Origin of the sequence: Limimaricola variabilis, from assembly GCF_034371605.1 — a bacterium.
Lineage (GTDB): Bacteria > Pseudomonadota > Alphaproteobacteria > Rhodobacterales > Rhodobacteraceae > Limimaricola > Limimaricola variabilis.
In genome coordinates this window covers 2,510,347-2,534,681 of sequence record NZ_CP139691.1, presented here as the reverse complement: position 1 = coordinate 2,534,681, position 24,335 = coordinate 2,510,347, and the positions used below count along the sequence as shown (strand labels likewise).

The window sequence follows — 24,335 nt, the reverse complement described above, 5'->3', positions numbered from 1 at the left end:
AGCAACCGGAGCAAGGCGGCCGGGGTTCCGGAACGCGGCGAAAATTCCTCAGCCGCGCGGGGGCCAATTCCTCAGCCGCGCGGGGGCCAATGACGGGAGACGGCTTCGCGCACCGTTCGAAGCGGATGCGCCACCGCAACCTGCGGCAGCGGATCGACCCGCCCCGCCGGGCCGTAGCCAAACGCGCCCATTGCCTCCTCCACCTCGGCACTGGGGGGCAGGTTCGTGTGCAGATCGTAGTCGGCATTGCCGTCGCGCACCGGCTCCATTGGTGCGTCGGGTGCGGGCCGGTCGCAAAACGCCGCGAGCGCCAAGCGCGCCGCCTCAGGCGCGGCCACGAGATCCTCGTAGCGCAGGATCAGCCGCGCATGCAGCCGCCGCGCATCCTCAAGCGCGAGGCGGTAGGCCCGCGCCCAATGCGCCACCAGCTCCGCCTCGCCCCGGTCGTTCCATTTCGCGGTCGCGCGTGCCACCGCCAGCGGGTGCCGCACCATGATCACGAACTGCGATAGCGGAAAGAGCTGCTGGTAGAGCCGCATCCGCAGCAGGTTCACCGGTGATTTTTCGACCCGCCACGGGGTGTCGGGAAACCACGGCGCCCAATCCGCCTCGATCCGCTCGCGGATGTCCAGCCGGTCGAAACGCCCCCCTTCAATCAGATGCTGCTCGGGATCGAAGGCAAAGGCGCCGGGCATGCCCGCCATCGCGTCATGCGGGATCGCGCCCTGCAGATACACCCCCTCATTCTCGGGAACAGGCGCGTGCGAAATCGTACCTATCCCCTCGATGCTTCCGGCGATCCGCGCCACGAGAGAGGTCCCCGAACGGTGCAGCCCGCCGATGAAGAGATAACGATGAGGCATGATTTTCTGGGGTCCAGCGGGATGTCGGTCCGACATCTAGGGCGCGAGGATCGCCGGACACGCACAGGCCGCTCGCGAAACAGAGAGGGAACCGGGGGGGAGGACGGGACATTAGGGGGCCAAAGACGACACTCCCAGTTCGAAAGTCCTCCGATGTTCGTGATGCAGATCGCGCTCGGCGGCTGCCTCAAGGCGCCGCCGATCCCCTATGGCCTGACCGACGACACCGGAGGTCACATCGCCTATGTCCTCGCCGCCAGCCGGGCGCTCGAAGAACGATCCGACATCGACCGGATCGAGATCGTCACCCGTCGCTTCGACCGGCCCGACCTTGGCGCCATCCACGCCCAGCCCCGCGAGCCGCTTGGCCCGAAATCCGAGATCCTGCGGATCGACGATGGCTGCCCTGACTATCTGAGCAAGGAGGCACTCGAGGCCCAGATCCCGGCCTTTACCGCCGCCTTCCTCGAACATCTCGCCACCCTCCCCCGCAAGCCCGACGCGATCCACGCGCATTTCGCCGACGCCGCCCACGTCGCGCTGGCTGCCCGCGATCGCTTCGGCATTCCGGTGATCTACACGCCGCATTCGCTGGCGCTCGACAAGGCGCGGGCCATGACCGGGCGGTCGCGAGAGCTGGCCCGCCGGATCGCCGCCGAGACCCGTGCCATTGCCGGGGCCTGCGCCACGGTGGTCTCATCCCGCGACGAGGCAGAACGTCAAGTCGCAGCCTATGAGGGGGCTGATCTCGCCCGCATCCACTGCATTGCCCCGGGCGCCACCCTGCCCGCCCGTGCCGACACCGATGCGGCGCGGGCCCTGATCGCGCCATGGCTCGACGCGCCGGAGCGGCCCTTCGTCCTCGCGGTGGCCCGCCCCGTCGAGAAAAAGAACCTCGCCGGGCTGGTCGCCGCCTTCGCCGCCGCGCCGGGGCTGGCGGAGCGTGCCAACCTCGTCATCCTTGCCGGGCTCCGTGGCCCCGGACGGCAGGGCAGCGAAGAGCAGCGCCGGGTGATCGCGGGAATCGAACGGGCGATCGAGGCGCATGGACTTCAGGGCCGCGTCGCTTTGCCCGAGGAGCACGACACCGCGACGCTGGGCGGCATCTACCGTCTCGCGGCCGAGCGGCGCGGCGTCTTCGCCAATCCGGCGCTGACCGAACCCTTCGGGCTAACTCTGCTCGAGGCGGCGGCGGCGGGGCTGCCGGTCGTGGCGACCTGCCATGGCGGCCCCTCCGACATCGTGGCGCGGGTCGGGCACGGGCTCACCGCCGAGCCGACCGACCCCGAGGCCTTCGGCGCGGCACTGGCGCGGCTGATGACCGATGAGACGCTGCATGCTCGGGCCCGAAACGCGGCACGGGCGCATGAGACGAGCTATTCATGGAGCGCTTGGGCCGCGCGGGTCGCGGCACTCGTCGCCCAGCTGGCCGCGCCGCGCCGCCTCGCGGCACCGTCGCGCATCCTCGCTTCCGACATCGATAACACCCTGACCGGCGACCGGAACGCGTTGGAGGAATTCGCCGCTTGGCGCGCGGGCGGTCATGCGCTCTTCGCCGTGGCCACCGGACGCAGCATCACCGAGGCGCGGCGCATCCTCGCTGAATGGGAAATCGACGAGCCCGATGCCTTCATCACCTCGGTCGGCACCGAGATCTACCGCCGCGACGCGACCGGGCAGCTGCGTTTCGATCCCGACTGGGCCGCCGAGATCGAGGCCGATTGGCGGCGCGCGGAGATCCACGCCCTGCTCGACAACCCCTCCATCCGCCCGCAGGAAGCGATCGAGCAGCGCCCCTGGAAGCTCAGCTATTACGGCGATGCCCGGCAAGCCCAGCGCATCCGCAACAGGCTCGACATGGCCGGGCTGGCCGCACGGGTCATCGCCTCTCATGGGCGGCTGATCGACGTGGTGCCGATACGCTCGGGCAAGGGCGCGGCGGTCGGGCATCTGGCGCGCGCATACGGGCTGACGCTCGACAACTGTGTGGCGGCGGGCGATTCCGGCAATGACGAATGCATGCTGCGCGCCGCTGGCCGGGCCATCGTGGTCGGCAATGCCGATGCGGATCTTGCCCGGCTGCCGCGCCGTCCCGGCCTCTATCGCAGTCGCCACTTCCATGCCGCCGGGCTGATGGACGGCCTCGCCTGGGCGGGTCTGCACGAGGTCACGGAGGCGCCCGCCTTGCGGGTGGCCGCGGAATGAGGCCGCTGGGCTACTTCGTCCACCACCAAGGGCGCGGCCATGCCGAGCGCTGCGCGGCCCTGGCCCATGCCCTGCCCCCCACGCGCGAACTGGTGATCTTCTGCGCCCGCGACGACATCTTTCCGGCGCTTCCCGATCACGCCCGCATCGTCACCATCCCCTCGCTTTTCGAGGCGAGCGGCGTGGAGGCGCAGGGTCTCGCGGATCTCGACACGCCCGACACGCTGCATTGCGCGCCGGTCGGTTGGCCCGGCATTCGCGAGGCGATGGGCACCATCGCCCACTGGTTCCGCGAAGCCGATCCCGCGCTGATGATCTGCGACGTCTCGGCCGAGATCGCCCAGCTGTCGCGGATCTGCTCGGTGCCGCATGTGAAGGTGCTCCAGCATGGCGACCGCAGCGACCCCGGCCATGTCGCGGCCTATCGCGGCGCACTGGGGTTGCTCGCGCCGTTCCATCGCGATCTGGCCCAACCCGGCTGGCCGGGCTGGATGCGGGACAAGATCCATTTCGCCGGCGGCCTCGGCATCGCGCCGATGCCAGACCGCGCGTCGGCGCGTGCCCGGCTCGGTCTGCCACCCGAGGCGCGGATCGCCCTCGTCGTGTCGGGCGGCGGCGGCTCGGGCTTTGCACAGGCGCCGATCGGCGTGGCTGCGCGAGCGCTGTCGGACTGGCAATGGCACACGATCGGCCATGTGGAGCGGGACTGGCACGCGACCGAGCCGGGCAACCTGACCCACCATGGCTGGGTCGAGGATGCCGCCGACCGGATCGCCGCCGCCGATCTCGTCGTGGCCTCGACCGGCAACACCACCTGCCACCAGATCATGGCCGCGGGCGTGCCTTGGATCGCCGTGCCCGAATGGCGCTATTTCGACGAGCAGCACGAGAAGGCCCGCGCCCTGTCGCGGGCCGGGATCGCGCACGCCGTGCCGCATCTGCCCGCTTCAGCGCATGGATGGCGCGCGGCGGCGCAGGCGGCGCTCGAGAGCCATGATGCGGCTCGGATGCGGGCGCTGATCGACCCGGGTGCTGCCCGCCATGCCGCGGACTGGCTCGAAGACCTCATCGCATGCGCCTGGGAGGGCGCGCCCGCTGGCCACCTCGCCCTTGTGGCCGAATGACCCTGAAATCCTGGAGTACCCGATGACCGCCTCCGTCCTGACCATCGCGCGTGGCCGCGATGCGCATCTCGCCAACCTCGTGCGCGGCCTTGCCCGGCAGACCGAGCTTCCTTCCGAACTGGTGATCGTGCGCATGCAGGAGACCCCCTATGACCTACCCGAGGCGCCTTTCCCGGTGCGGCAGGTCGAACTGGTCAGTGATGACCTGCCGTTGGCGCAGGCGCGCAACCTCGCGGCACGCGAGGCGCAGGGCGACGAGCTGCTGTTCCTCGACGTCGACTGCATCCCCGGACCGGATTTCGTCGCCGATTACCGCCGTCACCTTGCCGCCTTCGACGGTCTGATCATGGGTGAGGTCATGTACCTGCCCGACGGGGTCAACCGCGAGGGCTGGGACTACCCTGATTTCGAGGCGGTGGCCGAGCGTCATTCCGACCGCCAGGGGCCGCCGCCCGAGGGCATCCGACCCTGCAACGACTACCGCTGTTTCTGGTCGCTGAACTTCGCACTGCGCCGCACCGATTTCGAACGCGCGGGCGGTTTCGACGAGCGCTTCCATGGCTATGGCGGCGAGGATACCGATTTCGGACGGGTTCTGGACGAAGCTGGGATCGCGCTGGGTTGGGCCAAGGGCGCGCGCGCCTACCACCAGTACCACCCGCATCACATGCCGCCCGTGCATCACCTGGAGAGCGTGATCCGCAATGCCGAGCTGTTCCGCGCCAAATGGGGGCATCGCACCATGGGACACTGGCTGCATGCCTTCGAGCTGATGGGGCTGATCGCACAGGAGGAAGACAACATCCGCATCCTGCGCGCACCTTCGGCGGCCGATCTGGCACTGACCCGGCATCAGAGCCACCGCCCCTATTGCAACTCGGCCGAGGTGATCCGCGAGATCGAGCGGCGCCGGGCCGTGGCCAGCGCCGGACCGGTCGCCGCCGAGTGATGCTCAGGCCCCGGCGGGCATGTCCGCCGAGGCCGTCGACAGTTCGTGCGGCGCATAGGCGATGTCGGGCCAATTGGCCCCGCGCGCCGCGCTTGCCTCGGCGTAGAGCGCCTCGTAGCCGTCGACCATCGCCTCGATCGAGAAGCGCTCCTCGACCCGCGCCCGCGCCGCCCGACGCGACAATGTCATCGCCCGCTGCAGTGCTGCCGCCAAGGCTCGCGCATCATCGGCGGGCGCATAGGCGCCGCAATCGCCCACCACCTCGCGCACCGCACCCATCTCCACCGCCGCCACTGGCAGCCCGCAGGCCATCGCCTCGATCGCGGCGAGGCCGAAGGGCTCGTCCCAGAGCGGCGTGAACAACAGCGCCGAGGCGCGAGCGAAAGCCTCTGCGAGCGCCTCTCCCGAGAGATGCCCGCCATGGCGGATGTCGCCCCCCAGATGCGGCCTGACCTCGCTCTCGAAGTAGTCGCGATGTTCGATCACCCCGTAGATCGTCAGCGGCACCCCGGCGATCCGGGCCGCCTGCGCCGCCAGATGCGTCCCCTTGGTCGGCGTGATCCGCCCCGCCCAGACCGCCGATCCATCGCCTTTTGCCGAGAACGGCCAGTCGGCCAGAGCGATGCCATTGGGCACCACCCGCGCCATGGCCGGGATCTCGTCCCACCACCGGGTCAGCTGACGCGCCGAGCAGGTCGTGGCGATATGCCAGGGCGCGAGGCTGTCATTCATCGCGCGCCTGAGCGCGGCAAAGGGCGGCACGTGCATCGAGGAGACCATCGGGATGCGCCGCGCCCGCGACAGGCGCGGTGGAAAGCGGTGCAGCGTGTTGTTGTGCACCACGTCGAAATCCGCCGCCGTCAGCGCCGCACAGGCCTTGGCGAAGGCGCGGTCGAGATGGTCGTTGAGAATGTCGGTCCCGTGGTAGTCGTGCCAGGGATAGACCGTGTCGTAATGCGTCTCGACCACCGGGTGCAGCGTCACGCCCGGCGGCGGCGCGCTGTCGCCCGCCGCCATCAGCGTCACCTCGTGACCGCGTGCGGCCAGTTCGCGCGCCAGATGCCAGCCATGCGCCTCCATGCCGCCCATGAAGGGCGGGCGCACCGGGTGGCGGATATGGGTCATGAGGGCGATCTTCACGCGGGGCCTCTCCGGGAGCGTCGTCTGCCCTTCCGAAGCTGCGTCGCCCCACCGCCCGGTCAAGGGCGCGAGACGCATCGAGGCAGGAACGAAGCGCGGCACCGGGTCGTTGTCCCAGCGTTCCACAGGCGGAAAGGATGTCCCATGAGCCTCAAACGCATTCTCGGTGTCATGCTCGCCTCGCGCATGGCCGGTCGCGGCCGGCGCCGCGGCGGCCTCGGCAACGCGGCGCTTCTGGGCGGGCTCGGTGGGCGCGGCCTGCGCGGCAAGGCCGGCGTCGCGGCGCTCGGCTACATGGCCTACCAGGCCTATCGCGACCACCAGTCGCGCCAGCGCGCGAGCGGCTCGACCGCGCATGCCGCCTCGTCCCCCAAATCAAGCAGCGGCTTGGGCGGCATCTTCGACCAGATTTCCGAGGCGCTGGGCGGCGAGGCACGGGCCTCCTCCGAAACCCCGGACCCGGCGCATAAGCAGGCCGCCGAGGAGATGAGCGACGATCACGCGCTGTTGCTGATCCGGGCAATGATCGCGGCCGCTCACGCCGACGGCAACCTGACGATGGATGAGCGGCAACGTATCTCGGGCCAGCTCGACGAAGCAGAGGCCAGCGCCGACGAACGGCGATTGATGGCTACCGAGATCGAGAACCCCAAGCCGCTCGACACGCTGCTTGCACAGGTGAACGACCACGACACGGCGGTCGAGTTCTACCTCGCCTCGCGCGCGGCAGTGGATTCGGAGACCGAGGCCAACCGGGCCTATCTGACGCTGCTGCGCAATCGGCTCGGCATCACCGAGGAAGAGGCGCGCGAGGCCGAAGAACTCGCGCCCTGACCACGGCCATGCCGCAAGAAACAGGAAAGGGCCGCGCTCTTCGGAGCGCGGCCCTTTTGCATATTGGCTGCCTGTCTCAGTCGTCCCGCAGCGCGCCCTTGGCGTAGTCCGCGGCGGTTTTCTCCGGTCCGCTGCGCACCGCGCGACGGCTTACCTTCTTTTCGCCGGCCGCCTTGGTGTTGCCACCGGGCTTGGCGCCTGCCTTGGCCGGATCGTCGATGTTCGCGGCCTTCTTCGGTCGGCCACGCTTGGGCGCGGCGCCGGGCTCGGTCTTCTTGGCGGCGGCCTTGCGGCGGGTGCCGGTGGCCGGGGTGGTGTCGGCGATCTCTTCGCCGGGGCCATCGCCCACGGCACCGCGTGCCTGCTCGACATCCATCTCGTCGAGACCGTCGGCGTTCAGCGGCAGATCGTCGCCGCGTCCCGCGAGCCCCGCCGCCGCGGCCGTACCGGGCGCGACCTCGTTGCCTTCGGCCATTTCGGCATCGATCTGCGCCACCGCTTCGTGCCAGTGGTCCTGGTCGCGCCCCTCGGGCGCTCCTTCGCGCTGCCACAGATCATAGGCACGCTGCCGGATCCGCTCTTCCCTGTCATCGGCCATCGGGGTCCTCCCGGTTGAATCCTCGTCTGCCGTTGACCTATCTCGCCTTTTTCGGAATTCGAGGGTCCACCCTGCTGAATCTGCGCAGGTCGGACAAATTGGATCAAACGGCCAAACCGCGCGTGTTCTGTTCAGAACACGCGGTCATACCGGATCTCGATGGGAGGAAGTGGCGGACTGGGGAGGATTCGAACCCCCGACCCCTTGATTCGTAGTCAAGTACTCTATCCAACTGAGCTACCAGTCCGCTGTAGAGTGAGGCCGATCTATCGCTCGTGGCTGACAGGCGCAAGGGCCTTTTCGTAAAAAACCGCAGGCATCGGCCGCAAATCGTCCTGCCGTCACGGCAAGCTTACCGCGTGACGGGATGAGGCGCGCTGCGAGGCAGCATGATCGCGAACTCGGTCCCCTTCTCATCCGAGCGCAGCAGGTCGAGACGGCCACCATGGCCGCGTACCAGCTCGGCCGCGATGGCGAGACCGAGCCCCGAGCCCCCCTTGGCGACGCCGCCCCGAAAGGCCCGGAACAGGTGCTCGCGCGCCTTGGGCGGCAGGCCCGGACCGGTATCGGCGACACTGATCCACCAGGCGTCCTCGTCCTCGCGGGCCGAGACGGTGACGCGCCCCGCCCGCCCCGTCGCCGCGATCGCCTGACGCGCGTTGCGCACCAGATTCGACAGCACCCGGTACAGCTGCTCGGCATCGCCGCGCAGCACGAGGCCCGGCGGGATACGCTCCTCGAACTCCACCGGCGCATCCTCGCCCGCCGCCAGCCGCTCGGCTTCCAGCACCTCGGCGACCAGCGCCGCCAGCGGCAGCCGGGCGAGCTGCGGCGGCGGCTCTTCGGCGCGCCCGAAAGCCAGCGTCGATTCGCAGAGATTCACCGCCCGGCTGATCGAGCCCACCAGCTTGGGTGCCATCCGCTTGACCAGCGGATCCTCCGAGCTGTCGAGCCGGTCGGCGAAGAGCTGCGCCGAGGTGAGGATGTTGCGCAGGTCGTGGCTGACCTTGGCCACGCCCGAGCCAAGCTGCGCCAGCCGGTCCTTCTGGCGCAGCGCGCTGGTGAGCTGGGTCTCCATCGCCTGCAGCGCGGTCTCAGCCTCGCGCAGTTCGAGCAGCTTGGCGCGCGGCGCGATGATGCGGCGCGCATCCTCGGGCGCGTCGGCATAGGAGCGAATCTGCGCCACCACCCGCTTGATCGGCCGCACCAGGAAGGCCTGCACGGCCGCGAAGAGCAGCGCCGCCGTCACCACCGAGATTACCGCAGACAGGAGCAGGATCCGCAGCCCGTAATCGATCATCTCGGCCCTGAGAGGGCCCTGATCCATCGTCACCTCGATCAGCAGGCCGCCCTGCTGCACCGGGTCGCCGATCACCCGGATGATCCGTTCCTGCGGATCGATAAGCGTGCCCAGCGCGTCGCGGATCAGTTCGAGCGGCGAGCCGTCGCGCAGGTCGTAGGTGGCATGGATCGGCTCGGGAATCGGCGAAGACAGCGCGAGCTGGCGCACTTCGTCGCGCCGCAGCACGACGTTATAGACGCCGGCATTCTCCAACAGCTCGGCCTCCAGCTCGGCATCGAGGCTGTCGGAGGCGAGAAGCGCGAGCGAGGCGATCTGCGCCCGCTCCAGTCGCAGCTGGAGATAATCCTGACGGAATCGCGCGACCGAGGGCACGAAGATCAGCACCTCGGCCAACATCACGAAAACCGTGGTCAGAATCAGGAAACGACCGGAGAGGGTATTGAGCATCAGGTCCCTATTCGCGCCACCGGGCGGTCGGGAGCCTTCAGGGCACCCAGCGTTGCACGGCCCGGACGGCCATCTTCACCCATTCGTTATCAAACAGGCGGGGGCTGAAATAGTTGCCTGCCGCGCGTTTGTTGATTTCTCCGAAGCTTGGATAGGGCAGCACCGCCCCCGCGATCTTCGACAGCTTCTGGCCGCTGGCAATGGCGATGGCCCAGGTGCCGATCAGGTCGTCGGCCCGTTCCCCAAGAATCGTTGCCCCGACCGGACGCCCCTTCACCACCATCAGCTTGAGCATGCCTTCGGTGCGCCGCTCGGCGATCGCGCGGTCGTTCTCTTCATAGCTCTGCCGGATCACCTCGAGCGCGTCGCCATGGCGGTCGCGGGCCTCTGCCTCGGTTAGCCCGACCTGCGCGAGACCGGGATCGGTATAGGTGGCCCATGGAATATGCGCCGTCTTGGCCTTGGCGGGCAGGCCGAACAGCAGGGCACGGATGACGACGCCCGCGTGGTAGCCGGCGACATGGGTGAACATCAGCCCGCCCGCCGCATCGCCCACCGCGTAGACCTTGCGATTCGTCTCGGAGCGCAGCCCCTCCCCTACGGCGATCCCCTTGGGTCCATGTTTCACGTGTGCCACGTCGAGGCCGAGCCCCTCGGTCACGACCTCGCGGCCCACCGCGAGCAGCAGGTGGCTGCCCTCGAAGACCCCTTTCTCGGTGTCGACCCGGATTGCGCCGGGGCGGCCGGAAACGGCGGTGACCTTGGCCTCTTCCTCAATGCGGATGCCCTCGTCGCGCAGCATGGCCAGAAGCTGGCCCGCCAGTTCCGGGTCATCCTTGCCCAGCGCCTTCGCACCCTCGATCACGGTGACCTCGCAGCCGAGCCGACGATGCGCCTGGGCCATCTCGATACCGATCGGCCCGCCGCCGATGATCAGCAGGTGCTCGGGCCGCTCGCGCAGATCGAAGATCGTCTCGTTGGTCAGGTAGGGGGTGTCCGCAATCCCGTCGATCGGCGGCACCAAGGGCCGTGATCCGGTGGCCAGCACGAACCGACGCGCCCGGATCGCGGTGTCACCCGCCTGCACCTCGTCGGGCGACGTGAAACGCGCATGCTCGCGGATCACCGTGACGCCGAACCCCTCGTAACGCTCCTGCGAATCGACCGGGGCGATGGTGGCGATGGTGCGCGCGACGTGGTCCTTCACCGCCGCGAAATCGATCTCGGGCGCCGCAGGCGTGATGCCCAACTCCGCCCCCACCGTCATCGCGTGGGCCTGCTTGGCCGCAGCCAGCATCGCCTTGGAAGGAACGCAGCCGCTGTTGAGACAGTCACCGCCCATCTCGGCGCGCTCAACCAGCACCACCCGCGCGCCCATCTGCGCCGCGCCCGCGGCAACGGACAGCCCTCCGGATCCCGCGCCGATGACGCAGAGGTCGCAGTCGATTCGTTTCATGCAAGGCCCTTTCGGCCGGTCACGGCCTTGATGACGAGCGGCAATGCCGACAGGGCGGCGAGGCCCAGCAGCGGCAGCAATACCTGCGGCTCGAAGATGATGCCGAGATCGGGGGTCTCGCCGGCGGCAAATACCGCACCCAGACCCGCGCCCACGGAGGTGAAGACGAGCGCGCCGGGCGCGATGCCGAGCAGCGTGGTGACGAGAAACGGCACGAGCCGCACGCCGACCAGCGCCGGCAGCAGGTTGGCCATGAAGAACGGCACCACCGGCAGCAGCCGCAGCAGGAACAGCATCGACCACTGATTCTCCTGGATGCCGTCCCTGATCTTCTTCAGGCGCCCCTCGGAGGTATCCATGCCCCGCGACAGCCGCTGGCCGAGCCCCGCCCGCGCGGCGAGAAAGATCAGCACCGCGCCGGTCGTGGCCCCGAGCACGTTGTAGAACACGCCCGGAAACGTGCCGAACAGGAACCCGCCTGTCAGCGTCGCCACGGTGGCGCCGGGCAGCGAAAAGGCGACGATCACCACATAGAGGCCGACGAAGACCATCGCCGCGAGCGGATAGTTGGAATCGCGCCAGGCGATGAGCGCGTCGCGGTTGTCGCGCAAGGTTTCGAAGCTGAGCACGTCGCGCAGCAGGAACGCCCCGCCCAGCGCCACGATCGCGATCAGGGCGATCGGCGCGTATCGGGCCCAGCCTTGTCGGGCTTCGCTTTTCGGAGCCTCGGTACTCGTGGCTGGCTTGACGGTCATGCTCTCATCCTCTTGGCGGCTGCAAGAGAGTTGCACCGTGCGTCAGCCGCGCCCAGCCCCCTCGCGGGCTGTTGATTCAGAAGGAGGAGTTGTAACATCTCCGGCGTGATCGAGGCGCGCGGCGGGTTTTGCGCCGCCCCGCGTTGACAGATCCCCGCCGCGTCTCTATGGCACGGGCTTCGAATGATGGCAGGCCCCGAATCCGGCATGGACGGCGGACGGCGCGGCCCCTTGAGACGGAGAAAGCGCAATGAAACGCACGTTCCAACCCTCGAACCGTGTGCGCAAGTCGCGTCACGGCTTCCGCGCCCGCATGGCCACCAAGGCCGGCCGGAAGATCATCAACGCCCGCCGCGCGCAGGGCCGCAAGGTGCTGAGCGCCTGATCACCCAAGTGGTGACGGAGCAGAAGACCCCCGTGGTCGGCAGCGATGCCGCCGCGCCGGGGTCTTTTGGCGTTGGTGTCGACAAGATCCGCAAGCGCCCCGACTTCCTGCGCGCAGCGCGCGCGCTGCGGCAGGGCACGACCGGCTTTCATCTCCAGGCCAACCCGCGCGGCGACGACGCGGGACCGACACGCGTGGGCTTCACCTGCTCCAAGAAGGTCGGCAACGCCGTGGCCCGCAACCGGGCCAAGCGCCGATTGCGCGAGGTGGCGCGCCGGGTCCTGCCGGAGAAGGGTCGTCCCGGCTGGGATTACGTGCTGATCGGCCGGGCCGAGGTCACGGCAAGCCATGATTTCGAGCAGATGTGCCGCGATCTCGAATGGGCGCTGGGCCGCGTCCACGCCCAGGCATGACGCCGCTGGCGCGGCTCATCGCCCTGCCGGTGCGCGCCTACCGGCTCACCTTCTCGCCGATGGTGGGCCATGGTTGCCGCTTCCACCCCACCTGCTCGGCCTATGCGCTCGAAGCGCTGGAACGGCATGGTGGGCTCAGGGGCGGCTGGCTGACACTCCGGCGACTCGCGCGCTGCCACCCCTGGGGCGGCAGCGGCATCGACAACGTGCCGGACTGATCGCCGCCAGAAACTGACGATACCACAGCCGCGTCGTGGGTCATCGGTCCTGACGGCCCCTCGACATAGGGCACCCCACTCCAAGCGGGAAATGCCCCGCCCCTCGCGCCTTCGCGCCCTTTCCTCGCAGGCGGCCCCATGGCATATCGCCGCCGATCCACAGGAGCCCCGATCATGCTCGACGACGCCCAGGACGACAGCCACGACGATATCCACCCGCTCTTCGCCGGCGCGCCCAAGACGACGGAGTTCCGCAAGCTGCGCAAGCGGATCATCCGCGACACCCGCGAGGCGATCGAGAGATACGGCATGGTCGAGCGCGGCGCGCGCTGGCTGGTCTGCCTCTCGGGCGGCAAGGACAGCTACACGCTTCTCGCCGCGCTGACCGAGCTGCAATGGCGCGGGCTGCTGCCGGTGGAAATCCTCGCCTGCAACCTCGACCAGGGCCAGCCGGGCTTTCCGGCCACCGTGCTGCCCGAGTTTCTCGAGCGGATGGGCGTGCCGCACCGGATCGAGTATCAGGACACCTATTCCATCGTCATGGACAAGGTCCCGCAGGGGCGCACCATGTGTGCGCTCTGCTCGCGGCTGCGCCGCGCCAATCTCTACCGCGTCGCGCGCGAGGAGGGCTGCTCGGCCGTGGTGCTGGGCCATCACCGCGACGACATGCTCGAGACCTTCTTTCTCAACCTGTTCCACGGCGGCAAGATCGCGACCATGCCGCCCAAGCTGCTCAATGACGAGGGCGACCTGTTCCTCTACCGGCCGCTGGCCCATGTCGCCGAGGCCGATTGCGAGAAATTCGCGAGCGCGATGAACTACCCGATCATTCCCTGTGATCTGTGCGGCAGCCAAGATGGGCTGCAGCGCCAGCAGATCAAGCGGATGCTCGACGAATGGGAAAGCCGGTCGCCGGGGCGTCGCCAGAAGATGTTCACCGCGCTGAGCCAGGTCCGGCCGAGCCACATGCTCGACCCGGCGCTGTTCGACTTTGCCGGGCTGGCACCGCGCGTTGCGCCGGATGAGGGCAATTCGAACGATTTGCCCGACGCCCATTAACACCGCGCTCAGATCGCTTTTCTAGCCTGCGCCCCTGTCAGGCCGGTACCTCGATGCCCGGCCCCCCGCAGGATGGATGCAGCGATGCGCGGTTTGGTTCTCGAGTTTGCCCGGCAGAGGCGCCGTCCCGATCGGGCGGGAATCGACCGGCTCGCCCGGGTGCTCGGGCTGGCGCTGGCGCCGCTCTTGCTGCTCGGCGCGCTGGTGGCCGGCGAAGGGCTGGGCACCGCCCTCGTCGTGGCGGCCTTGCCGCTCAGCGTGGCGACGGCGCTCGGGCGGCCGATCCTGAAACACGACATCCGCCGCGATTCGCTCACCGGGCTCGAGGATCGCGCCGCGCTGATCCGCCGCCTCGACCGCATGTTGCGCGCACCCGACACGGCACGCCGCGCGGTCGCCGCCATGGCGGTCGAGATCGACGGCTTCAAGCATCTCGAGCAGCGGCATGGCCGCCCGGCGGTCGAGCGGGTGCTGCGCCGGATCGGCGACCGGTTGCAGGATGGCCTGCGCAGCGATGACGGCTTGGCCCGCCTCGACGGACCCAGCTTCGGCGTGGCGCTCTCCTCGAGCCGCCGTCTCGACCTCGAATCCGCGATCCAGCTCGGGCAGCGCCTGCAGCAGGCGGTTGCCGACCCGATCGAGATCGAAGGCGGACAGGTCCATGCCAGCATCTCGATCGGCTTTGCGCTGGCACAGCGGCTGGAGCAGCCGGGCGGTGCCGAGCTATTGCAGGCCGCGACGCTGGCCCTGATCGAGGCGCAGCGCGGCGGCACCGCCTCGATCCGCAGTTATTCCGAGGCGATGCGCCACCGGATCAGCATCCGCAACGGCCTGTCGGACGAGATCGCCGGGGCGCTCGACCGGGGCGATATCTGCGCCCATTTCCAGCCGCAGATCTCGCTTGGCGATGGCGGCATCAGCGGCATGGAGGCGCTGGCGCGCTGGCATCACCCCGATCGCGGGCTGATTCCCCCGGCCGAGTTCCTGCCCGTGGCCGAGCAGGCCGGGCTGATGAGCCGGCTGGGCGAGGTGATGGTCCAGGACGGGCTCAACGCCCTGCGCCTGTGGGACGCCGCCGGACTCAAGGTGCCGCAGGTCGGCGTCAACTTCTCCCAGGTCGAGCTGGCCGACCCCCGGCTGGTCGACCGCCTCGCCTGGGAGCTGGACCGTTTCGACCTGCAGCCGGACCGCTTGGTGATCGAGGTGCTCGAAACCGTGGTGGCGCACAGGCTGGAGGACGTGGTGGTGCGCAACCTTTCGGGACTGTCGCGCCTCGGCTGCCGCCTCGACCTCGACGATTTCGGCACCGGCCACGCCGCGATCACCTCGATCCGCCGCTTCTCGATCCAGCGGCTCAAGATCGACCGCTCCTTCGTCTCAAGGCTCGACTGCGATCCGGAACAGCGCAAGATGGTCGCGGCGATCCTCACCATGGCCGAACGGCTCGGCCTCGAAACCCTGGCCGAAGGGATCGAGACCCGCGGCGAGCGCGACGCGCTGCGCATGCTCGGCTGCAGCCATGCCCAGGGCTTCGGCGTCGCCCGGCCGATGCCACGGGCCGAGACCGAAGCCTGGATCCGCGCTGCGCAGGCCAAACCCGCCCCGCTTTCGTCGCGTCGCGCGATCTGATCCGGGACCGTTGCAACCCCTGTTCCGACAGGCGATACGCTCGCCGACCGCCCCGCCACCCAAGGCGAAAGAGCTTGACCTTCCGACCCTCGCCCTGTTGAACCGCCACTGACCTTTTCCGGCGATCGAGGGCGGTGTTTCATGGACGATCAGAACAAGAACCTGATCCTGGCGACGGTGCTCAGCCTGGTGGTGATCCTGGGCTGGTTCCTGATCTTCCCGCCCGAGGAGCAGGCGCCCTCGCCCGAGATCGACGAGGTGTCGACCGCGCCGACCGAGAATCTCGGACCCGGCACCGCGAGCGACGCCGTCCCCGGCAGCGCCCTCGAACAGGCCGCCCCGGTGGCGCAGGAGGCGCCGCGCGTTACCATCGAAACGCCGGAGCTGACCGGTTCGCTGTCGCTGCGCGGCGGTCGAATCGACGACCTGTCGCTGGTCGAATACAACGAGACGCTCGACCCGCAGAGCCCGCTGGTGCGGCTGCTCTCGCCCGTGGGCACCGACACGCCCTATTACGCCGTCTGGGGCTGGGCCCCGGTTGGCGCCGCCGCCGGCCCTCTACCCGGCCCGGACACCGTCTGGACGCTCGAGAGCGGCGAGACGCTGACCCCCGAGAACCCCGTCACCCTGTCCTGGGACAACGGCGAGGGCCTGATCTTCCGCCGCACCGTCTCGGTCGATGACAAGTTCATGTTCGACGTCGAGCAGACCGTCGAGAACACCACCGACGCGGCCGTCACGCTGGCCCCCTATGGCTTCGTGGCCCGGCACGGCGAGCCCGACACCCAAGGCTTCTTCATCCTGCATGAGGGCGTCGTGCGGATGAGCGACGGCACGCTCGAGGAAATCGACTACGACGACATGCCCGATCTCGAGCCCGACGCCCGCGGCGCCGGCCGGGTCGACGTGGCCGAGGTCGCCGGCAACGGCTGGACCGGCTTTACTGACAAGTACTGGATGACGACGCTGATCCCCGAGCCGGGCACGCCCTTCCGCTCGGTGGTGCGCTACTCCGACAATTCCGAGATCTACCAGACCGATGCGGTCCTGCCGGCGATCGAGGTTGCGCCCGGCGCCACCGCCACCTCCGGCACCCAGCTCTTCGCCGGCGCCAAGGAATGGGAGGCGATCCGTTCCTACCAGAACGAGGGCGGCATCGACGGCTTTGTCGACAGCATCGACTGGGGCTGGTTCTTCTTCCTGACCAAGCCGATCTTCATGCTGCTGCACTTCCTCAACGGGGTGATCGGCAACATGGGTTGGGCGATCGTGGCGCTGACCGTGATCCTCAAGGCGATCGTGTTCCCGCTGGCCTACCGCTCCTACGTCTCGATGGCGCGGATGAAGGAGCTGCAGCCGGAGATGGAGAAGCTCAAGGAGCAGGCCGGCGACGACCGTCAGAAGATGCAGCAGGGCATGATGAAGCTCTACAAGGAGAACAAGGTGAACCCGGCTTCGGGCTGCCTGCCGATCCTGCTTCAGATCCCGATCTTCTTCTCGCTCTACAAGGTGATCTTCGTCACCATCGAGCTACGTCACGCCGAATGGTTCGGCTGGATCCGCGACCTCTCGGCGCCGGACCCGTCCTCGATCCTCAACCTGTTCGGCCTGCTGCCCTTCGACGCGCCCGATCCGACCAGCTTCCTCGCGATCATCTCGCTCGGCATCCTGCCGATCCTGCTGGGCATCTCGATGTGGCTGCAGCAGAAGCTGAACCCGGCCCCCGCCGACCCGACCCAGAAGATGGTCTTCGCCTGGATGCCCTGGGTGTTCATGTTCATGCTCGGCAACTTTGCCAGCGGCCTGGTGCTGTACTGGATCACCAACAACACCATCACCTTCATCCAGCAATACGCGATCATGCGCAGCCACGGTGCCAAGCCGGACGTGTTCGGCAACATCAAGTCCGGCTTCAAGCGCAAGCCCAAGACCGCCGAGGCGAAGCCCGCCAACGCCAACGGAAAGCCGCGCAAGTGAGCGGCCCCCGCATGGTGTTTCCGGAGGCCGCCCCGCCCGAGCCCGATGCGGCCGAGGCAGGGCGCCTCCTCTTCGCGGGCGAGGTGGAGTTCCTCAAGGGCGTGGTGGCGATGTCCGGCCTGCCCCCGGCCGACCGTGCCGAGGTCTGCTTCGCCGGCCGCTCCAACGTGGGCAAGTCGTCGCTGATCAACGCGCTGACGGGCCGCAAGGCGCTGGCGCGCGCGTCCAACACGCCCGGCCGGACCCAGGAGATCAACTTCTTCACCGCCGCCGACAGCCATTACGTCGTCGACCTGCCGGGCTACGGATTTGCCAACGCACCGGTGGCCGTGGTCGAGAAGTGGCAGCGCCTGCTCAAGCAGTACCTCTCGGGCCGCCCGACGCTGCGCCGCGCCTTCGTGCTGATCGACGCGCGCCACGGCGCCAAGAAGGTCGACGAAGAGATCATGAGCCTGCTCGACCGCTCGGCGGTGCCGTTCCAGGCGGTGATGACCAAGATCGACAAGGTCAGCAAGGCCGAGCTGGAGCGCAGCCTCGCGGTGACCCGCGAAACGCTGGCCCGCCACCCCGCTGCCTATCCGGAACTGGTCTTGACCAGCTCCGAGAAGGGGGATGGGATCGAAACGCTCCGTGCGATCATCGCGGGGCTGTCCTGACGCAAGGAACCGGGGGCCTCTGATGAGGACGCAGAAGATGGATCGAGACTGGATCGCCACCGCCAAGACGCTCTCCGAGGCCCTGCCCTACCTGCAGCGCTATTCCGGCGCGATCGTGGTGGTGAAGTTCGGCGGCAACGCGATGGGCGACGCCGACGCCATGGCCGAATTCGCGCGTGACATCGTGCTGATGCGGCAGGTCGGCGTAAACCCGGTCGTCGTGCATGGCGGCGGCCCGATGATCAACGAGATGCTGGCCAAGCTCGGCATCGAATCCTCCTTCGTGCGCGGCAAGCGGGTCACCGACCAGGCCACGGTCGAGGTGGTCGAGATGGTGCTGACCGGCCTCGTCAACAAGCGCATCGTGCAGGCGATCATGGATGAGGGCGGCCGCGCCGTCGGTCTCTCCGGCAAGGATGACGACCTGATGGTCGCCGTGGCCGACGATCCGGAGCTGGGCTTCGTGGGCCGCCCCGTGGAGATGAACGTGCAGGTCCTGCGCGACATGTTCGCCGCCGGGATCATCCCGGTCGTGGCGCCGGTGGCCACCGGCATGGACCCGAACGAGACCTTCAACGTCAACGGCGACACCGCCGCCGGCGCCATCGCCGGCGCGCTCAAGGCCGACCGGCTGCTGCTGCTCACCGACGTGTCGGGCGTCAAGGACGCCTCCGGCGAGGTCGTCACCCAGCTCTCGCCCGAGCAGGTGCGCCAGATGACCGCCGACGGCACCATCGCTGGCGGCATGATCCCCAAGACCGAGACGGCGCTGATGGCGCTGGAACAGGGTGTGCGCGCCGTGGTGATCCTCGACGGGCGGCTGCCCAACGCCTCGCTGCTGGAGCTCTTCACCGAGCACGGCGCCGGCTCCATCATCCGCTCGAGCGAAAGCCGGATGAAGCCGCGCAACGAGGCATGAGCCTCGAACTCATCCTGATCCGGCACGCCAAGTCGGACTGGGCCGATCCCGGCCAGCCCGATCATGCCCGTCATCTCGCCCCGCGCGGACGCCGCGACGCGCCGCGCATTGCCGAGTGGTTGGCGCAGGACGGCCATGTGCCAGAACTGGTGCTGTGCTCGGACGCCGCACGCACCCGCGAAACACTGGCGCTGATGCTGCCGGAATGGCCCGCGGCGCCGCGCGTGCTGCACGAGCCCATGCTCTACAACGCGCCGCCGCGGCAGCTGCTGGCGACGCTGGGCAGGCAGTCGGCGCGCCGCGTCGCCATCATCGCCCACAACCCGGGCATCGGCCGGCTCGCCGCCGATCTGGCCGAGACGGCCCCGCCGCATCCGCGCTTTCAGGACTACCCGACCTGCGCGGTCACCGTGCTCGACTTCGACGTCGATGACTGGTCCGCGATCCGCAGGGGCCGCGTCGCCGCCTTCGCCATTCCCGCCGATCTGTGAAACGAGAAAGGGGGCCGCTGTCGCGGCCCCCTTTCCCTTTGACGGTCGTCGGAGCCGTCTCGTCGCTCAGTGACCGAGGATCTGGCTGAGGAACAGCTTGGTCCGGTCGGATTTCGGCGCCTTGAAGAAGGCCTCCGGCTCGTTCTGCTCGACGATCTGGCCCTGGTCCATGAAGATCACCCGGTTGGCGACCTGCCGCGCGAAGCCCATCTCGTGGGTCACGCAGAGCATGGTCATCCCCTCCTCGGCGAGCTCGATCATGGTGTCGAGCACTTCCTTGATCATCTCCGGATCGAGCGCCGAGGTCGGCTCGTCGAAGAGCATGATCCGCGGCTTCATGCACAGCGAGCGGGCGATCGCCACGCGCTGCTGCTGGCCGCCGGAGAGCTGGCCCGGGTACTTGTGCGCTTGGTCGGGGATCTTCACCTTTTCCAGGAAATGCATCGCGATCTCCTCGGCCTCGCGTTTGGGCGTCTTGCGGACCCAGATCGGCGCGAGGGTGCAGTTCTCGAGGATGGTCAGATGCGGGAAGAGGTTGAAGTGCTGGAAGCACATCCCGACCTCGGAGCGGATCTTGTCGATGTTCTTGAGATCCGAGGTCAGCTCGATCCCGTCGACGACGATCTTGCCCGACTGGTGCTCTTCGAGCCGGTTGATGCAGCGGATCAGGGTCGACTTGCCCGAGCCCGAGGGCCCGCAGATCACGATCCGCTCGCCGCGATAGACGGTGAGGTCGATGTCGCGCAGCACGTGGAACGAGCCGTACCACTTGTTCATCTGCGAGATCTCGATCGCCACCTCGTCGGAGACCTGCATGTGGCTGCGATCGATGGTGCGTTCGGCGGTGGTGTTGGCGAGGTCCGTCATGGCAGCCTCCTCAGTTGTGGCCGCGCTGGAGCTTTTTCTCCAGGTACAGCGAATAGCGGGACATGCTGAAGCAGCAGATGAAGAACAGCAGACCGATGAAGACGAAGAGCTCCCAGTAGATGCCGTTCCACTCGGTCGAGGCGCGGATCGCGTTCGACAGGCCGATCGGGTCGAGCAGGCCGATGAACACCACCAGCGTCGTGTCCTTGAACAGGCCGATGAAGGTGTTGACGATGCCCGGGATCGAGATCTTGAGCGCCTGCGGCAGGATGATCAGCCGCATCGACTGCCAGTAGGAGAGGCCGAGGCTGTCGGCGCCCTCGTACTGGCCCTTGGGTAGCGCCGCGAGGCCGCCACGGACCACCTCGGCGATGTAGGCCGCCGCGAACAGCGTCACCATGATGATGACCCGCAGCATCAGGTCGAAATTGGTGCCCGGCGGCAGGAAGTAGTTCAGCAGCAAGGAGGCGGTGAACAGCCAGACGATCAGCGGCACGCCGCGGATGATCTCGATGAAGCCGACCGAGATCTTGTTGATGATGAACAGGTCCGACTGCCGTCCCAGCGCCAGCAGGATACCCAGCGGCAGCGACAGGATGATCCCGGCGATGCCGATGATGAAGGACAGCATGAAGCCGCCGAAATCCTGGCTCGAGACGTATTCCATCCGGAATGGGATCACCTGCTCCAGCTCCCGCGCCAGCGGGCCGGCGGTGTAGAGCCAGTAGACGATCGGCAACGCCACCGCGACGATTGAGGCGACGAGCGTGCCCGCCATCGGCGCCAGCGCCCGCCAGGCCGCCCAACCTAGCACGAAGCCGAGGCCGATCGAAATCGGGAACCACGCCGTACCGCCCCAGAGCAGCCAGAACATCACGAAGGGCGAGACCGCCGTGAAGAGCAGCGCCCCGCGCGGCACGCGGGGGAACAGCACCGGCGCGATGGCGACGAGGAAGATGACCAGCGACAGCACCGGCCGCCAGTAGAGCTCACGCGGGTAGAAGCCGAACAGCAGCTGCTGCCAGCGATCGGTCAGCACCGCCCAGCAGGCGGCCGAGGTCCCCTCGGGCAGGGTGGCGTCGCGGATCGCCCGGCATTCGGTGAGCGACGAGGCGTTCCAGATGCCCCGGAAGACCCAAGGCATGGTGTGCGACAGCGCCCACCAGATCACGTAGAGCGAGATCAGCGTGGTGATGATGTTGAACCAGCCCGAGAACAGGTTCTCGCGCATCCAGAGGATCACGCCGCGGTTGCCCACGGGGGGCTCGGCCTGCGGGATCATGGTTTCGCGCACGAAGGGGACGGTCTGGGAATGCGTATCCGACATCTCAGCGCTCCTTCAGCTTCACGCGGGAATTGTAGAGGTTCATGGCGCTCGAGATGATCAGGCTGGTGACCAGATAGAACAGCCCCAGCAACAGCATCCCCTCCAGCTCCTTGCCGGTCTGGTTGATGGTGATGCCGCCCAGTGTCGAGCGCACGTCCATGTAGCCCACCGCGATTGCCAGCGACGAGTTCTTGGTGAGGTTGAGATATTGCGAGATCATCGGCGGGATGATCACGCGCAGCGCCTGCGGCAGGATCACGAGGCGCATGGTGCGCGAGGGCTTGATGCCCAGCGCGAAGGCCGCCTCGGTCTGGCCCTTGGAGACCGACAGGATGCCGCCGCGCACGTTCTCGGCGATGAAGGCACCGGTGTAGAGCGACAGCGCCAGCCACAGCGCGATCAGCGAGTTCCGGAGCTGCAGCCCGCCCTCGAAGTTGAAGCCGCCCAGCACGGGGCGCTCGAACTCGACCGGCATGCCGCGCCGGATCGTGTCGGACAGCGCCACGGCGCCGGCGGGCACGGTGGCAATATCGACCGAGGCCGGCAGCGACAGGATGTTGCAGTTGCCCGCCTCGAGCGCGGTGAGCGCGCCCACCGCATCCTCGACGGCGACGTAGTTGAAGCGGATCTCCTGGCTGCGCATCAGCCGGCGCAGGTTCAGCGACTCGGTCGAGAACGGCACCGCGCAGGCGTTGATCGTCTGCTGGCTCTCCGCATAGTCGGCGAGCGTCATGCCCTCGGTCGCGCCGGTGGCCAGAACGGGCTGCGTCACCCGGCCCGAGGTCATGCCCAGCGCCAGGAAGGCGATGGCGGTGGGGACGATCAGCAGGCCCAGCGTGCCCCAGCCGATCGGCAGGATGCGCCCGGTCTGCTCCTGCGTGCGATGCGCGTAGCGCCGCCAGAAGAAGATCGCGACCAGCGAGACGAGGAACACCGCGAGCAGGATGCCCGCGCCCGCGCCCCAGAACGGGGCCGGGATGAACACGCCGCGATTGGTGATGGCGATGGTGTCACCGAGGATCATCGACGCATCGCCACCCTCGCGGAAATCGCGCGGCTGCGGCGTCGCCTCGGTCATGAGAGCAAAGATCAGCAGGATCCACAGCAGGACGGGGATATTGCGGAAGCCCTCGACATAGATGGCCATCAGCTTGGCGACGAGCCAGTTCTTGGACAGGCGCAGCACACCGGCGAGGACGCCGACGATGGTGGCGAGCACGCAGCCCAGCACCGCGATCAGCAGCGTGTTGAGGATGCCGACCAGAGCGGCGCGGCCATGCGTCGAGGTGCTGTCGTATTCGATCAGGCGCTGGTTGATGTCGTAACCCGCGCGCTGGCCGAGGAAGCCGAAGTCGAAATCCTTGCCCAGCGCGGACAGGTTGGTGATCGTGTTCGATACCAGCCAGCTCAGCCCAAGCATCAGCGCGATGAAGGCGATCACCTGAATCGTCAGGGAGCGGTAGCGGGTATCGTAAATAAGCTGGCTCGGGCGGAACCCGGCCTTCGGAGGAGCGTCCGAGGTCGTTGTCATCTGGTGGTCCCCGTTGATCCCGTCGACAGTTGCGCGCCGGTTGCTCCGACTGCGCCCGTCCGGCGAGAAGGATGGCGCCTCGCGCCGTGTCCGTGATTGGTGGGGAGGGGCGTGACCGCCCCTCCCGATGTGCTTAGCGGAACGGCGGCGCGTAGATCAGGCCACCATTGGTCCACTGCGCGTTCAGGCCGCGCGCCAGACCGATCGGGGTGTTCTCGCCGATGTTCTTCTCGAAGATCTCGCCGTAGTTGCCGCCGGCGGCGATCGCGTTCTTGGCCCAGTCGTTCTCGAGGCCGATCATCCCGCCGAGTTCGCCCTCGGTGCCGAGCAGGCGGTTCACCTCGGGGTTGGTGCCCGGGGCCGAGGCCAGCTCGTTCACGTTGGCAGAGGTCACGCCGTATTCCTCGGCGGCGATCAGCGCGTTGAGCGTCCAGCGCACGATGTCGGCCCATTCGTTGTCGCCATGGCGCACGAGCGGACCGAGCGGCTCCTTGGAGATGATCTCGGGCAGGATCACGTGATCGCCCGGGTTCTCGAAGGTGGCACGGGTCGCGGCGAGGCCCGACGCGTCGGTAGTGTAGGCGTCGCAGGCACCGGCCAGATACTGCTGCTGGCCTTCGGCGTTGGTCTCGACCGGGACGGGCTCGTAGCTGATGTTGTTGTTGCGGAAGAAGTCCGCGAGGTTCAGCTCGGTGGTGGTGCCGGTCTGGATGCAGATCGTGGCGCCGTCGAGATCCTTGGCCGAGGACACGCCCAGCGCGGTCGGCACGATGAAGCCCTGGCCGTCATAGTAGTTCACGCCGACGAAATCGAACTTGAGATCGGTGTCGCGCGAGAAGGTCCAGGTGGTGTTACGCGCGAGCATGTCGATCTCGCCCGAGGCCAGCGCGGTGAAGCGGGTCTGACCGGTGGTGGGCACGAAGTTGACGGCCATCGGGTCGCCCAGCACGGCGGCGGCCACGGCGCGGCAGACGGCGACGTCGAAACCTTCCCAGACGCCGTTGGCGTCAGGCGCGCCGAAGCCGGCCAGGCCGGTGACCACGCCGCAGTTCAGCTCGCCACGCTCCTTGACATCGTCGAGCGTCGCGGCTTGCGCCGCTCCGGCGGCCAGACCAGCGGTGGTCAGGGCGCCGAAGAGTACGGATTTCTTCATGAATAACCTCTTCCTGTGTCGCGGCCCCTCTTGGCG

The 24,335-nt window shown here is 68.2% G+C and carries 23 protein-coding genes and 1 tRNA gene; 13 read left to right on the top strand and 11 right to left on the bottom strand.

Annotation, left to right across the window (positions count from 1 at the left end):
- Positions 1-71: 71 nt before the first annotated feature.
- The gene (locus T8T21_RS12685) at positions 72-863 is read right to left on the bottom strand and encodes a sulfotransferase family protein (protein WP_322335837.1); all 792 of its coding nucleotides are present in this window, start codon (positions 861-863) and stop codon (positions 72-74) included.
- 153 nt (positions 864-1,016) lie between these two features.
- Between T8T21_RS12685 and T8T21_RS12680 the strand changes: the two genes are divergently transcribed.
- Genes T8T21_RS12680 through T8T21_RS12670 form a run of 3 tightly spaced genes read left to right on the top strand, consistent with a single transcriptional unit; the run spans position 1,017 to position 5,141 of the window.
- Positions 1,017-3,068: an HAD-IIB family hydrolase gene (locus T8T21_RS12680; RefSeq protein ID WP_322335836.1), complete on the top strand. Its 2,052-nt coding sequence runs from the start codon at positions 1,017-1,019 to the stop codon at positions 3,066-3,068.
- Positions 3,065-4,192 carry a glycosyltransferase gene (locus T8T21_RS12675; protein ID WP_322335835.1) on the top strand — a complete coding sequence of 376 codons (1,128 nt, stop codon included), beginning with the start codon at positions 3,065-3,067 and terminating at the stop codon, positions 4,190-4,192. Before T8T21_RS12680 ends, T8T21_RS12675 begins: the two co-directional genes overlap by 4 nt.
- A 22-nt stretch (positions 4,193-4,214) precedes the next feature.
- Positions 4,215-5,141 carry a galactosyltransferase-related protein gene (locus T8T21_RS12670; protein WP_322335834.1) on the top strand — a complete coding sequence of 309 codons (927 nt, stop codon included), beginning with the start codon at positions 4,215-4,217 and terminating at the stop codon, positions 5,139-5,141.
- 3 nt (positions 5,142-5,144) lie between these two features.
- Here the strand turns inward: T8T21_RS12670 and T8T21_RS12665 are convergent, their stop codons facing one another.
- Positions 5,145-6,281, bottom strand: a complete 1,137-nt coding sequence (locus T8T21_RS12665) for a glycosyltransferase (RefSeq protein WP_322335833.1) — start codon at positions 6,279-6,281, stop codon at positions 5,145-5,147.
- 144 nt (positions 6,282-6,425) lie between these two features.
- Here T8T21_RS12665 and T8T21_RS12660 point away from each other — a divergent pair, with 144 nt between their 5' ends.
- Positions 6,426-7,115, top strand: coding sequence for a tellurite resistance TerB family protein (locus T8T21_RS12660; protein ID WP_322335832.1), 690 nt, complete (start codon positions 6,426-6,428; stop codon positions 7,113-7,115).
- 76 nt (positions 7,116-7,191) lie between these two features.
- Here T8T21_RS12660 and T8T21_RS12655 read toward each other — a convergent pair whose 3' ends face one another.
- The 5 genes from T8T21_RS12655 to T8T21_RS12635 all read right to left on the bottom strand — a co-directional run bounded on the left by T8T21_RS12655 (position 7,192) and on the right by T8T21_RS12635 (position 11,674).
- Positions 7,192-7,713, bottom strand: coding sequence for a DUF2934 domain-containing protein (locus tag T8T21_RS12655; protein ID WP_322335831.1), 522 nt, complete (start codon positions 7,711-7,713; stop codon positions 7,192-7,194).
- Between the two features lie 170 nt (positions 7,714-7,883).
- Positions 7,884-7,960 (bottom strand) — tRNA-Arg (locus T8T21_RS12650).
- A gap of 105 nt (positions 7,961-8,065) precedes the next feature.
- On the bottom strand, positions 8,066-9,463 hold the full coding sequence (locus T8T21_RS12645) for a sensor histidine kinase (protein WP_322335830.1): 1,398 nt from the start codon (positions 9,461-9,463) through the stop codon (positions 8,066-8,068).
- Between the two features lie 37 nt (positions 9,464-9,500).
- Positions 9,501-10,919 carry a dihydrolipoyl dehydrogenase family protein gene (locus T8T21_RS12640; protein ID WP_322335829.1) on the bottom strand — a complete coding sequence of 473 codons (1,419 nt, stop codon included), beginning with the start codon at positions 10,917-10,919 and terminating at the stop codon, positions 9,501-9,503.
- A complete protein-coding gene (locus tag T8T21_RS12635; RefSeq protein WP_183469823.1) occupies positions 10,916-11,674 on the bottom strand; it encodes a TVP38/TMEM64 family protein in 759 nt (252 codons plus the stop codon). Before T8T21_RS12635 ends, T8T21_RS12640 begins: the two co-directional genes overlap by 4 nt.
- A gap of 250 nt (positions 11,675-11,924) precedes the next feature.
- Here T8T21_RS12635 and rpmH point away from each other — a divergent pair, with 250 nt between their 5' ends.
- From rpmH to T8T21_RS12590, 9 genes are all read left to right on the top strand, one after another.
- Positions 11,925-12,059 (top strand): 50S ribosomal protein L34, encoded by a 135-nt coding sequence (rpmH, locus tag T8T21_RS12630; protein ID WP_017928060.1) that lies wholly within the window; start codon positions 11,925-11,927, stop codon positions 12,057-12,059.
- Positions 12,060-12,070: 11 nt separating this feature from the next.
- Positions 12,071-12,472 (top strand): ribonuclease P protein component, encoded by a 402-nt coding sequence (rnpA, locus tag T8T21_RS12625; RefSeq protein ID WP_407660057.1) that lies wholly within the window; start codon positions 12,071-12,073, stop codon positions 12,470-12,472.
- A complete protein-coding gene (gene yidD, locus T8T21_RS12620) occupies positions 12,469-12,690 on the top strand; it encodes a membrane protein insertion efficiency factor YidD (protein ID WP_183469825.1) in 222 nt (73 codons plus the stop codon). Before rnpA ends, yidD begins: the two co-directional genes overlap by 4 nt.
- Before the next feature lie 174 nt (positions 12,691-12,864).
- Positions 12,865-13,749, top strand: coding sequence for a tRNA 2-thiocytidine(32) synthetase TtcA (gene ttcA / locus T8T21_RS12615; RefSeq protein WP_322335828.1), 885 nt, complete (start codon positions 12,865-12,867; stop codon positions 13,747-13,749).
- Between the two features lie 84 nt (positions 13,750-13,833).
- A complete protein-coding gene (locus T8T21_RS12610; protein WP_322335827.1) occupies positions 13,834-15,378 on the top strand; it encodes a putative bifunctional diguanylate cyclase/phosphodiesterase in 1,545 nt (514 codons plus the stop codon).
- 141 nt (positions 15,379-15,519) lie between these two features.
- The gene (yidC, locus tag T8T21_RS12605) at positions 15,520-17,355 is read left to right on the top strand and encodes a membrane protein insertase YidC (protein WP_322335826.1); all 1,836 of its coding nucleotides are present in this window, start codon (positions 15,520-15,522) and stop codon (positions 17,353-17,355) included.
- A gap of 11 nt (positions 17,356-17,366) precedes the next feature.
- A complete protein-coding gene (gene yihA, locus T8T21_RS12600; protein WP_322337492.1) occupies positions 17,367-18,011 on the top strand; it encodes a ribosome biogenesis GTP-binding protein YihA/YsxC in 645 nt (214 codons plus the stop codon).
- Positions 18,012-18,033: 22 nt separating this feature from the next.
- Positions 18,034-18,930 (top strand): acetylglutamate kinase, encoded by an 897-nt coding sequence (gene argB / locus T8T21_RS12595; RefSeq protein ID WP_322335825.1) that lies wholly within the window; start codon positions 18,034-18,036, stop codon positions 18,928-18,930.
- On the top strand, positions 18,927-19,421 hold the full coding sequence (locus T8T21_RS12590) for a SixA phosphatase family protein (protein ID WP_322335824.1): 495 nt from the start codon (positions 18,927-18,929) through the stop codon (positions 19,419-19,421). The genes argB and T8T21_RS12590 overlap by 4 nt, the downstream gene beginning before the upstream one ends.
- Positions 19,422-19,487: 66 nt before the next feature.
- On the opposite strand, the gene T8T21_RS12585 is transcribed toward T8T21_RS12590, so the two are convergent.
- The 4 genes from T8T21_RS12585 to T8T21_RS12570 form a co-directional block, all read right to left on the bottom strand.
- Positions 19,488-20,288 (bottom strand): amino acid ABC transporter ATP-binding protein, encoded by an 801-nt coding sequence (locus T8T21_RS12585; protein WP_281372258.1) that lies wholly within the window; start codon positions 20,286-20,288, stop codon positions 19,488-19,490.
- A 10-nt stretch (positions 20,289-20,298) separates the two neighbouring features.
- A complete protein-coding gene (locus T8T21_RS12580; protein WP_183469837.1) occupies positions 20,299-21,615 on the bottom strand; it encodes an amino acid ABC transporter permease in 1,317 nt (438 codons plus the stop codon).
- Between the two features lies 1 nt (position 21,616).
- Entirely contained in the window at positions 21,617-23,146 is a 1,530-nt protein-coding gene (locus tag T8T21_RS12575) for an ABC transporter permease subunit (protein WP_322335823.1), read from the bottom strand.
- 133 nt (positions 23,147-23,279) lie between these two features.
- Entirely contained in the window at positions 23,280-24,299 is a 1,020-nt protein-coding gene (locus T8T21_RS12570) for an amino acid ABC transporter substrate-binding protein (protein ID WP_183469841.1), read from the bottom strand.
- Positions 24,300-24,335: the final 36 nt, after the last annotated feature.

Coding starts and splice junctions, on each gene's coding strand:
- T8T21_RS12640 (WP_322335829.1), bottom strand. CDS start 10,919: ATGAAACGAATCGACTGCGACCTCTGCGTCATCGGCGCGGGATCCGGA.
- T8T21_RS12635 (WP_183469823.1), bottom strand. CDS start 11,674: ATGACCGTCAAGCCAGCCACGAGTACCGAGGCTCCGAAAAGCGAAGCC.
- yihA (WP_322337492.1), top strand. CDS start 17,367: ATGGTGTTTCCGGAGGCCGCCCCGCCCGAGCCCGATGCGGCCGAGGCA.
- T8T21_RS12675 (WP_322335835.1), top strand. CDS start 3,065: ATGAGGCCGCTGGGCTACTTCGTCCACCACCAAGGGCGCGGCCATGCC.
- T8T21_RS12585 (WP_281372258.1), bottom strand. CDS start 20,288: ATGACGGACCTCGCCAACACCACCGCCGAACGCACCATCGATCGCAGC.
- T8T21_RS12670 (WP_322335834.1), top strand. CDS start 4,215: ATGACCGCCTCCGTCCTGACCATCGCGCGTGGCCGCGATGCGCATCTC.
- T8T21_RS12685 (WP_322335837.1), bottom strand. CDS start 863: ATGCCTCATCGTTATCTCTTCATCGGCGGGCTGCACCGTTCGGGGACC.
- T8T21_RS12610 (WP_322335827.1), top strand. CDS start 13,834: ATGCGCGGTTTGGTTCTCGAGTTTGCCCGGCAGAGGCGCCGTCCCGAT.
- T8T21_RS12680 (WP_322335836.1), top strand. CDS start 1,017: ATGTTCGTGATGCAGATCGCGCTCGGCGGCTGCCTCAAGGCGCCGCCG.
- T8T21_RS12660 (WP_322335832.1), top strand. CDS start 6,426: ATGAGCCTCAAACGCATTCTCGGTGTCATGCTCGCCTCGCGCATGGCC.
- T8T21_RS12575 (WP_322335823.1), bottom strand. CDS start 23,146: ATGACAACGACCTCGGACGCTCCTCCGAAGGCCGGGTTCCGCCCGAGC.
- ttcA (WP_322335828.1), top strand. CDS start 12,865: ATGCTCGACGACGCCCAGGACGACAGCCACGACGATATCCACCCGCTC.
- T8T21_RS12590 (WP_322335824.1), top strand. CDS start 18,927: ATGAGCCTCGAACTCATCCTGATCCGGCACGCCAAGTCGGACTGGGCC.
- T8T21_RS12655 (WP_322335831.1), bottom strand. CDS start 7,713: ATGGCCGATGACAGGGAAGAGCGGATCCGGCAGCGTGCCTATGATCTG.
- rpmH (WP_017928060.1), top strand. CDS start 11,925: ATGAAACGCACGTTCCAACCCTCGAACCGTGTGCGCAAGTCGCGTCAC.
- yidC (WP_322335826.1), top strand. CDS start 15,520: ATGGACGATCAGAACAAGAACCTGATCCTGGCGACGGTGCTCAGCCTG.
- T8T21_RS12570 (WP_183469841.1), bottom strand. CDS start 24,299: ATGAAGAAATCCGTACTCTTCGGCGCCCTGACCACCGCTGGTCTGGCC.
- argB (WP_322335825.1), top strand. CDS start 18,034: ATGAGGACGCAGAAGATGGATCGAGACTGGATCGCCACCGCCAAGACG.
- T8T21_RS12580 (WP_183469837.1), bottom strand. CDS start 21,615: ATGTCGGATACGCATTCCCAGACCGTCCCCTTCGTGCGCGAAACCATG.
- yidD (WP_183469825.1), top strand. CDS start 12,469: ATGACGCCGCTGGCGCGGCTCATCGCCCTGCCGGTGCGCGCCTACCGG.
- T8T21_RS12645 (WP_322335830.1), bottom strand. CDS start 9,463: ATGCTCAATACCCTCTCCGGTCGTTTCCTGATTCTGACCACGGTTTTC.